Below are 8881 nucleotides of genomic sequence, written 5' to 3'. Positions count from 1 at the left end.
CAGGCTGTCGAGCGGGCGCCCGCGCAGGGCCTCGATCACCGCCGGGGTCACGTCCACCAGCTCGTAGCGCGCCAGCAGCCCCTCCGGCGTCGACAGCTCCGCCCCCGCCTCCACGGCACGCGCCGTCGGACCCGAAGCCGGAAGAACCGAGCAGCCCGACACCGCGAGCGCAGTGAGCAGGAGCAGAGGGAGGACGCGCATCCAGGATCGCCTGATCGTTTTCGAGGCTTCGACGCCTAGCCGAACGGAAGCCCCCTGTCCGTAGCGGGGCGGACACACTGAGCCGCGCAGGCCCGGATCGAGGGTGATGATCCCCGCTGCACACACGAAGCCGTCGCGATCCGATGGTCGGAGGGCAGGGGATGCCGCCCGCCGGAAGCGCGATCTGGTTTTCGTACAAATGAAGCTCTATGGGATGGCAATCGAGCCGCCCCGCGATACATCGCACGACTTGGAAAAACTTCCTCGCTCATGAGGCTGCCCCTCTCCTACACACCGCCGGACTTGCAGGCCGAGCGGCCCGGCACGGTGCGCCGACGGCACGTGTTCTTCATTCCCGGCTACGACCCGGAGGCGCGGACCCGCTATCGCCTCCTGTTCGTGCGCGAGCTCCTCCGGCACGCGAAGCGGTTCGGCGATCCGCGGCCCGACATCTCCCCGGCGGTCCTCAGCCCGGACGGCCTCGTCCAGAGCTGGACGGTCGGTCCGGGCCGGGATCCGGGGCGTGCGGCGACGTCCTACGACGTGCTGCTCTGGGACGACCTCGTCGCGCGGGATTTCCGCCGGCCGCGGGTCCTGAGCGTCCTGCTGCTGGTCGTCGGCACGCTGCATGCCCTGCTGCGCGGGCTGATCTTCCGGTTCTACCGGCTCAACTGGCTCTACGGGAACGTGGTCATCTACCCGTTCGTCATGGTCGTGCTGCTCACGGCCCTGTCCGCGGCGATCGGGACGATGGTGCACGCCCATCTCGGCGACTGGTTCGGTCACAGCCTCGGCTGGCCGCCCTGGGTGACCCTGCCCCTCGCCGTCGTCGCCGGGATCGCCTGGATCGTCGCGATCGAGGCGTTGCTCAACCGGTTCTTCTTCTGGCAGCTGCTGAACGACTGGGTGTTCAACTGGCAGCACGGAAACGGCTGGCGGCGCGACTACGCGGAGCGGCTCGAGGTGTTCGCCGACCGCGTCCTGGCGCGGATCGCCGAGGCCGAGGCCCGCGGCGAGCGGCCGGACGAGGTGATGATCGTCGGCCACTCCACCGGCGGCCTCACGGCCGCCGAAGTCGCCGCCCGGATCCTGGCCCGCGCCCCGAAGCTCGGGGCGGACGACATGGCCCTCGCCCTGGTCACGCTCGGGTCCGGCCTGCCCCTCGTCGCCGCGCAGCCCTTCGCCGATCACGTCCGCGCCGAGGTCGCCACGCTCATCGCCTCGCGCCGGATCGTCTGGCTCGACGTGCAGGCGCCGCAGGACTGGATGAACTTCCCCGGCTTCAACCCCGTGCTCGACCTCGACCTGCCGCTCGCCGGCGGCCCGATCGCCAACCCGCTGGTACGCTCCGCGCAGGTGCGCGACATCCTCACGCCGGAGACCTACGCCAAGGTCTGCCGGAAGCCGTTCCGGATGCATTTCCAGTTCCTGATGTCGAACGAGCGGCCCGGCCCGTACGACTATTTCCGGATGGTGCTGGGGCCGCAATTCCTCCGCGACCGGGCGGTCCGCCCGATCGTCGCCGACCTTCAGCCCAGCCTTCGAAAGGGCGCCGGCTGAGACGCGGCCGTTCTCCCCTCGGGCGGGCGGCGTGCTATCCGTCCGCTGCGATCCCGCCGCCGAACCCGAACCCGGAGCCGCAGCCCCGTGAGCCCGTCCCGATCGAACGACCAGGCGGGGCGGCCCGCCGCGCAGGTGCTCGTGGTGATGGGGGTCTCGGGCTCGGGCAAGAGCACGGTGGCCGCGCTGGTCGCCGAGCGGCTCGGCTGGATCTTCGTCGACGGCGACAGCTTCCACACGCCCGAGCACGTCGCCAAGATGCATGCCGGGCTCGCCCTCGACGACGCGGACCGGGCGCCCTGGCTCGCCTCGATCGCGGTCTGGATCCAGCACCGGCTGGAGCGGGGCGAGTCCGGCGTGATCGTGTGCTCGGCCCTGCGCCGCGCCTATCGCGAGGTGCTCACCGGCGGCTCGCGGCGGGTGCGGATCGTCTACCTCGACGGCAGCCGGGCGCTCATCGCCGGCCGGCTGGCGGGTCGTCACGGGCATTTCATGGCGCCGGCGCTCCTCGACAGCCAGTTCGCGATCCTCGAACCGCCGACCGCCGACGAGCACCCGATCGTCGTCGGGATCGACGATCCCCCCGAGACGGTCGCGGAGCGGGTCGTCGCGCAGATAAACGGGACCGGAAGTGAATCCGCATGAGCGCACGGCGCATCGACCTCGTGATTTCGGACGTCGACGGCACCCTCGTCGGCACCGACAAGAGCCTGAGCCCGGGGACGATCGCGGCGGTGGCGCGCCTGCACGCCGCCGGCATCGGCTTCACCGTGGCGTCCGCCCGCCCGCCGGTCGGCCTGCGCGGCCTCGTCGAGACCCTGGCGCTCCGCCTGCCGATGGGCGCCTTCAACGGCGCGACGGTGGTCGGCCCGGACCTCGCCGTGATCGAGGAGCGGCTGATCCCGGAGGCCACCGCCCGGGATGCGGTCGACCGGCTCGTCGCCGCGAAACTCGACGTCTGGGTCTTCGCCGACGGCTCGTGGAGCCTGCGCGACCCGGCGGGGGCCTATACGGACCTCGAGCGCCGGACCCTCGATGCCGAGCCGAACGTGGTCGCCGACCTTTCCCCCCTGCTGGGCCGCGCCTCCAAGCTCGTCGGCGTCAGCCGGGACCACGCGCACCTGGCCGCCTGCGAGGCCGAGATCGGCGGTGCCCTGGAGGGCCGCGCGGTCGTGCACCGCTCCCAGGCCTACTACCTCGACGTGACGCCGCCGGGCATCGACAAGGGCGGCTTCGTGGACTGGATGGCGCAACATCTTGGCATCGCGCGCGACCGCATCGCCACCTTCGGCGATGCCGGCAACGACGGGGCGATGTTCGCGCGCAGCGGGGTTTCGGTGGCGATGGGCAACGCCGAGGAGGCGGTGAAGGCGGCGGCCACCGACCTCACCGACACCAACGATGCCGACGGCTTCGCCGAGGCGGTCGATCGGCTGATCCTGCCCTGACGCCCGGAGGGCGACGTCTGTGGCATGCCGGGCACAGGCCGGCGCCCCCGGTCTCGTCGCCCACCGGCGACCGCATCCGAGCCGCTTTCCGGCCTCATTTGACCCCGACCTAGCTTGACCAGAACAAGCGGGACCGGGTCTTCAGGATGCATCGACGCCTTCTCCTCGCCGCAGCTCTGGCGGTCGTGACCGTCCCGGCCATCGCGCAGGGAGCCCGCGACAACATCGATGCGCTGATCGAGCAGCACGCGAAGGCGAACGGCGTCCCGGCGAGCTTCGTCCACGCGGTGGTCAAGCGCGAGAGCAACTACAACCCGAAGGCCAAGGGCGGCAGCGCGCTCGGGCTGATGCAGATCAAGCCCGCCACCGCGCGCAGCCTCGGCTACCAGGGCGACGCCGCCGGCCTCCTCGACCCGGCGACGAACCTCAAATACGGCGTCGCCTACCTCGCCGGCGCCTACCGCACGGCGCAGGGCAACATCACGCAGGCCTACGGCTACTACAATCGCGGGTACTATTACGCGGCCAAGCGCCAGGGCATCTCCACCGAGGTCGCCTCCGTGGTCGCCCCGGTCGCCGCCTCGGCGAGCGCGGTCGCGAGCCTGTTCACCGGCGCCCCCCCGGCCGACCCCAACCTCGCCGCCGCCAACGTCGCCCTGGCCTATGCGCCGACCGCGGCCGCAGCACCGGCCGAGACCGTCGCGGTGCCGCTGCCGCCCCGTCGCCCCGCGGCCTTCGGCGCCGGCGATTCGGTGGAGATGGCGAGCCTGCGGCCGACGCAGGATCCGGCGGCCGATCAGCCCCAGGCCGATTCGGCCGGCGCGGCCCAGACCGTCTCGGTGCCGCTGCCGCCGCGCCGGCCCGATGCCTTCGGCGCCCCGGTCCAGGTGGCCAGCGCCGACCTTTCCAACCTGACCCTCCCCGCGACGCCGGCAGCGCCGACGCCGGCCGCCGCCACATCGGTCGATCCGGCGGCGGACACGGTGGCGGTGCCGCTGCCGCCGCGCCGCCCTTCGGCCGAGCGTCTCGCCGCCGTCGTACGGCCCGCGGCGCCCCGCAGGACACCCGCCGGGGAGCCCGTCCTCGAAGCCACCGCACTCACCACCGAGTGAGAGAACCGGGCACATCGCGCGGGAAAACCGCACCCGTTGTCCCTACAACGATCGGCGCGCCGGGTTGACCGCGGGACCGCAGCGCAACACATACGGGGCGTCGGACGAGAGGACCGGTGAGGCGGACGCGTTTTGCGTCGCAGCATCGCAACCGCTCGAATTCCTTGAGACAAACAATCATGCACCGAGGGCAGGGGTGCGCCGGACGTCTCGCGAGAGATCGGGCGTGACCGCGTCATGGCCGCCCTCACGCGAGGTTCGCGGCGCATGACTTGCGTCGGGATGGCCGAGAGGCCGGTCTCGCGCTTGGGATCAATCGGAAAGCGGACGACGCCATGGCCGGCGCGGTGGAACAAGAATCACTCTTCCTGAACGACCTCGGTCGTCGGGTCCGCCATGCGCGCACGGTTCGCGGGCTGTCGCGCAAGCTGCTGTCGCAGACGTCGGGCCTGTCCGAGCGCTACATCGCCCAGCTCGAGGGCGGGCAGGGCAACGTCTCGATCATCCTGCTGCGGCGGGTCGCCGACGCCATGGGCGTGCGCCTCGACGACCTGATCACCGGCAACGACGCGATTCCGGATTGGCCGGTGCTGCGCGACCTGCTGGGGCAGGCTTCGCCGGCGCAGATCGCGGCCGCCAAGGAAGCGCTCTCCGGCGGCCCGCGCGATGGCAGCATGCCGCGCCCCCGCGTGGCGGTGGTCGGCCTGCGCGGTGCCGGCAAGTCCACGCTCGGGCGGATGACCGCGGAACGCCTCGGCTGGCCGTTCATCGAGCTCAACGCCGAGATCGAGCGCGAGAACGCGCTCTCGGTCCAAGAGATCTTCGCGATCTACGGGCAGGAAGGCTATCGCCGGCTCGAGCAGGCGGCGCTGCGGCGCCTGACCGAGCATCCCGGCCCGCTGGTGCTCGCGACCAGCGGCGGCATCGTCGCCGAGCCCCTCACCTACGACCTCCTTCTGCAGGCGTTCTTCACCGTCTGGCTCAAGGCGCGGCCGGAGGAGCACATGCAGCGGGTCCGCGACCAGGGGCACCTCGCCATGACCGGCGACCACGCCTCGGCGATGCTGGAGCTGCGGGCGGTGCTCGCCAGCCGCGAGCCGCTCTACGCCCGCGCCTCGGCGACGGTCGACACCTCCGACGTCCCCGTCGAGGTGATGGTCGATCGCCTGACGCAAACGATCGAGGCGCGCTTCCAGGCGCAGGCGGCGACCGCCTGAGGGTTGCAATGCCGTGCCCGGCGTCTCGCGCCGACCCTTGATCGTGGGCCGGCGTCACCCCAAGCTTTCGGCGTGCGTCGGGCGACGACCGGGCATCGCCGGTCCGCAACCGACCCGTGATCATCCGTGACCCGGCGCGACCCGGCCGGGGCGCCCCGGCGCCGACCGGCCATCGGGCTTCGTCCCGCGCCACCGAGGAGCATACCATGACTGGCAGTCACGCCCTCGGGCGTCCCGTCGCCGACGGGCTCGCCGGCACCGTCGATCCGGTCTGGTCGCGCCTGCGGGCCGAATCCGAGGCGGTGATCCGCGACGAGCCCCAGCTCGCGTCCTTCATCGTGGCGACGATCCTCAACCATACCAGCCTGGAGGGCGCGGTCTCGCACCGGGTCGCCGCAAGGCTCGGGCATCCTGCGCTGCCGTCCGAGCTCGTGGCGCATGCCTTCCACGAGGCGATCCAGGCGGACCCGCGCATCGGCGAGGCGTTCCGGGCTGACATCGTCGCGGTGACGGATCGCGATCCCGCGACCAGCCGCGCGATCGAGCCGGTGCTGTACTTCAAGGGGTTCCACGCCATCCAGGCCCACCGGCTGGCGCACCACGTCTGGAACCAGGGCCGGCGCGACCTCGCCCTCTACCTGCAGAGCCGGTCGTCCGAGGTGTTCCAGTGCGACATCCATCCGGCGGCGCGGATCGGGCGGGGCGTGTTCCTCGACCACGCCACCGGCCTCGTCGTGGGCTCCACCGCGGTGATCGAGGACGACGTCTCGATCCTGCATGCGGTGACGCTGGGCGGCACCGGCAAGCAGGGCGCCGACCGCCATCCCAAGATCCGCCGCGGCGTGATGATCGGCGCCGGCGCCAAGATCCTCGGCAACATCGAGGTCGGGGAATGCGCCCGGGTCGCCGCCGGCTCGGTGGTCCTGCGTCCGGTTCCGGCCAACACCACGGTGGTCGGCGTGCCGGCCCGCGTCGTCGGCACCGCCGGCTGCGCCGAGCCCGCCCGCGCCATGGATCAGCTCGTCAGCATCGACCAGTTCATCCACATGGCCGAGGGGATCTGACGCGGGCGGGCCGCCGCGCTTGCTCCACCGCCGAGGGCGTGGCAAGCGGTGGCCCGGCCGCCGGGCGGGCCGCCGATCACGGCGCGCATCGCCGAAGACACCCTGCATGAAGAACCCGAAAGGCTCGACAGCGTGACCAAGCCCGAAGTCGCGAAGCTGCAGGACTACCTGCGCCGCAAATTCGCCAATGCCAGCATCCGCATCGTGGCACTGAAGAACGGCGATTCCGCCGAGGTCTACATCGGCGAGGAGTCGATCGGCGTGATCTCCGACGACAAGGAGGACGGCGACGATTCCTTCGTGTTCCGGATGGCGATCCTTGACATCGACCTTGAGGAAGAGGCCTGAGTCCGGCGTCTCGCCTGTGCACGAATTAACGCTAACCCGCACAAGTGCTTAACGCTTCGTAAACATCCGGGCTAGACTGCACGCATCCTCGGATGGAGTGCGCGCGTCATGGTCCTCGCCCCCGCTGCCCTCGATACGATCCGGACGCTCTGCGTGGGCTTGGCCCTGTCAGGGTTGCTCGCGAGCGCGTTCGAGTTGTTCACGACGCGCCGCGCAAGCTTCAACCTGCTCGGGCTCGGCGGCGTCACCGCCGTCGCCGCGCTGCCGATGCTGGCCTTCGGCGCTCCGTTCATCATCCTGCGCAACACCCTGCGCGGGCGCCGGATCGAGGGGCGCCCGATCCCGTTCGTGATGCTGGCGACGATCATCGCCTGCGGCTGGGGGCTGCTCTCGGGCCGCGTCGCCCTCGACCTCGCGGCCCTCGTCGTCGGCGCCTGAGCCGGGCCGTCAGCGGTTGGCCGTCGCCACCGGCGACGCGCCGCCGTCGAGCGTCACCCACGCCCGCCCGTCCTGCCCCTCGCGCTTGATGTATGCGTATCCGGTGTTGCGCCACGACAGGATCGTGTTGGTCTTGTTGTCGAGGATGAAGTCGCCGCGGTCGGTGCGCACCATCAGCACCGCGTGGCCCTCGCCGATGTCGTCGATCACCACAGTCATCCGCAGGGCACGCCGGGGAAGCCCGCGCTCGATCAGCATCCGGCGCTTGAGCAGCTGGTAATCCTCGCAATCGCCGAACCCGTCATCCGGGAAGTCCCAACGGTCGACGACGCCCCAGTGCGCCTGGTCGGTGATCGGCCTGATCCGTGCGTTGACCCGGCGGTTCACGCTCGCCAGCGTCCGCCACAGGGCGGTGTTCATCGCGATGGTCGCCAGCTCGCGGGTGTCGACGTCGCATTCGGCCGGCATGCGTCGGCAGAACTCGGTCCACGCCGCCACCGGCCGCGCCGCCGGCCCGGTCTCCACGGCGGTGGCCGCATCGGGCGGGAGGGCGGCGATGCGTGGCTGGGTGGAGGCCCCCCCGATCATCAGGATCGTTCCGGCGAAGCCCAGGGCCGCGGCGCGTCCCGTGCGCCGCACCGCATCGCGCCATCGGATGCCGCCGAGGGCACCTGCCGCCTGGACAACCGCGTGCCGCATGCTCGATGCTCCGCCCTGCCGAAGCGCCCAAGCTGGCACGCTCCGGTCGGCGGCTCAATCGAAATTTAAGGGCGAATTAACCACGTCGGCGGCGAAAGGTTCCGATCCCGCGTGGTGATGTAAGGGCGCCACCCGCACATGCGCCATGGGTATGCGTGCCCTGCACGGTCGATCAGCCCTTGATTCCGGCGTGATTCGCGGCTTGAGACTGTGACACCGGCGTGACGGCGTGCCGGTGCCATGGGATCGGCATTCGAGGGTCCCAGCAAGACGCCGGCCAACGCGCCGCCAGGGATCATCGCAACCGTGTCGCAACCCCCCATCCATCTCATGATCCGGGCTCTCGCCGAGAACGGCGCCCCGGGGGCGATCGACATCGCCCAGCACGCGGTGGAGATGTTCCTCGCCGCCTCGCCCACCGACGCCGACCGCGCGCTCGCCGTCGACATCCTCCTGCGCGATCTGGCCAGCCTGCGCGGCGTCGCCCCCCACATCACCGCCTTCATCGGGCGGATCGAGATGCAGCTCGGCCGGATCCGCCGCGACGCCCTCAAGCGTCCGGCGCAGCGGCCCGTGCCGGCGGATGCCGAGATGACGGAAGAACCCGTCCCGTCCGAGGTCGAGGCCGAGCCGGCGCTCCAGGCCGCCTGAGCCTCAGCGGTTGGCGGTGGTGACCGGGGAGGTGACGCCGCCGAGGGAGACCCAGGCGACGGCGTCCTGGCTCTCGCGCTTGATGAAGGTGTAGCCGGTGCGGTGCCAGGGCAGGATCTGGCTGGTCTTGTTGTCGAGCACCA

11 protein-coding genes and 1 pseudogene are annotated in these 8881 nt (G+C 71.3%); 9 read left to right on the top strand and 3 right to left on the bottom strand.

Features of this window, described 5'->3' with window-relative positions; translation table 11 throughout:
* Positions 1 to 201 (bottom strand): annotated as a pseudogene (locus MKK70_RS13535) (sugar transporter); the annotation flags it as partial.
* A gap of 270 nt (positions 202 to 471) precedes the next feature.
* Here MKK70_RS13535 and MKK70_RS13530 point away from each other — a divergent pair.
* From MKK70_RS13530 to MKK70_RS13495, 8 genes are all read left to right on the top strand, one after another.
* On the top strand, positions 472 to 1761 hold the full coding sequence (locus MKK70_RS13530) for an alpha/beta hydrolase (RefSeq protein ID WP_147725612.1): 1290 nt from the start codon (positions 472 to 474) through the stop codon (positions 1759 to 1761).
* A gap of 147 nt (positions 1762 to 1908) precedes the next feature.
* The gene (locus tag MKK70_RS13525) at positions 1909 to 2406 is read left to right on the top strand and encodes a gluconokinase (RefSeq protein WP_147725619.1); all 498 of its coding nucleotides are present in this window, start codon (positions 1909 to 1911) and stop codon (positions 2404 to 2406) included.
* A complete protein-coding gene (locus MKK70_RS13520) occupies positions 2403 to 3209 on the top strand; it encodes a Cof-type HAD-IIB family hydrolase (protein WP_147725613.1) in 807 nt (268 codons plus the stop codon). Before MKK70_RS13525 ends, MKK70_RS13520 begins: the two co-directional genes overlap by 4 nt.
* Positions 3210 to 3355: 146 nt before the next feature.
* Entirely contained in the window at positions 3356 to 4321 is a 966-nt protein-coding gene (locus MKK70_RS13515) for a lytic transglycosylase domain-containing protein (RefSeq protein ID WP_243948327.1), read from the top strand.
* A 311-nt stretch (positions 4322 to 4632) separates the two neighbouring features.
* Positions 4633 to 5538, top strand: coding sequence for a helix-turn-helix transcriptional regulator (locus MKK70_RS13510; protein ID WP_281406289.1), 906 nt, complete (start codon positions 4633 to 4635; stop codon positions 5536 to 5538).
* A gap of 206 nt (positions 5539 to 5744) precedes the next feature.
* Positions 5745 to 6602, top strand: coding sequence for a serine O-acetyltransferase (cysE, locus tag MKK70_RS13505; protein ID WP_243948325.1), 858 nt, complete (start codon positions 5745 to 5747; stop codon positions 6600 to 6602).
* Between the two features lie 132 nt (positions 6603 to 6734).
* Complete coding sequence (locus MKK70_RS13500; protein ID WP_147728559.1) at positions 6735 to 6950, top strand: DUF3126 family protein; 216 nt, start codon at positions 6735 to 6737, stop codon at positions 6948 to 6950.
* A 108-nt stretch (positions 6951 to 7058) separates the two neighbouring features.
* Entirely contained in the window at positions 7059 to 7388 is a 330-nt protein-coding gene (locus tag MKK70_RS13495; protein WP_147728556.1) for a DUF6949 family protein, read from the top strand.
* 9 nt (positions 7389 to 7397) lie between these two features.
* Here the strand turns inward: MKK70_RS13495 and MKK70_RS13490 are convergent, their stop codons facing one another.
* Positions 7398 to 8087: a transglutaminase-like cysteine peptidase gene (locus tag MKK70_RS13490; protein ID WP_147728557.1), complete on the bottom strand. Its 690-nt coding sequence runs from the start codon at positions 8085 to 8087 to the stop codon at positions 7398 to 7400.
* A gap of 306 nt (positions 8088 to 8393) precedes the next feature.
* Here MKK70_RS13490 and MKK70_RS13485 point away from each other — a divergent pair, with 306 nt between their 5' ends.
* Positions 8394 to 8738, top strand: coding sequence for a hypothetical protein (locus tag MKK70_RS13485; protein WP_243932331.1), 345 nt, complete (start codon positions 8394 to 8396; stop codon positions 8736 to 8738).
* Positions 8739 to 8741: 3 nt separating this feature from the next.
* Here the strand turns inward: MKK70_RS13485 and MKK70_RS13480 are convergent.
* Positions 8742 to 8881 (bottom strand): transglutaminase-like cysteine peptidase (locus MKK70_RS13480; protein WP_243948329.1); only part of this gene is annotated, 140 nt, incomplete at its 5' end.

Origin of the sequence: Methylobacterium sp. E-041 (genome assembly GCF_022829665.1) — a bacterium.
Taxonomy (GTDB): Bacteria; Pseudomonadota; Alphaproteobacteria; order Rhizobiales; family Beijerinckiaceae; genus Methylobacterium.
The sequence above is the reverse complement of the archived record's forward strand: the minus strand, read 5'-3'. Positions and strand labels throughout refer to the sequence as shown.

Bases quoted from the DNA above. Each gene is read 5' to 3' on its own strand.
- MKK70_RS13530 (WP_147725612.1), top strand. From the start codon at position 472: ATGAGGCTGCCCCTCTCCTACACACCGCCGGACTTGCAGGCCGAGCGG.
- MKK70_RS13525 (WP_147725619.1), top strand. From the start codon at position 1,909: ATGGGGGTCTCGGGCTCGGGCAAGAGCACGGTGGCCGCGCTGGTCGCC.
- MKK70_RS13520 (WP_147725613.1), top strand. From the start codon at position 2,403: ATGAGCGCACGGCGCATCGACCTCGTGATTTCGGACGTCGACGGCACC.
- MKK70_RS13515 (WP_243948327.1), top strand. From the start codon at position 3,356: ATGCATCGACGCCTTCTCCTCGCCGCAGCTCTGGCGGTCGTGACCGTC.
- cysE (WP_243948325.1), top strand. From the start codon at position 5,745: ATGACTGGCAGTCACGCCCTCGGGCGTCCCGTCGCCGACGGGCTCGCC.
- MKK70_RS13495 (WP_147728556.1), top strand. From the start codon at position 7,059: ATGGTCCTCGCCCCCGCTGCCCTCGATACGATCCGGACGCTCTGCGTG.
- MKK70_RS13490 (WP_147728557.1), bottom strand. From the start codon at position 8,087: ATGCGGCACGCGGTTGTCCAGGCGGCAGGTGCCCTCGGCGGCATCCGA.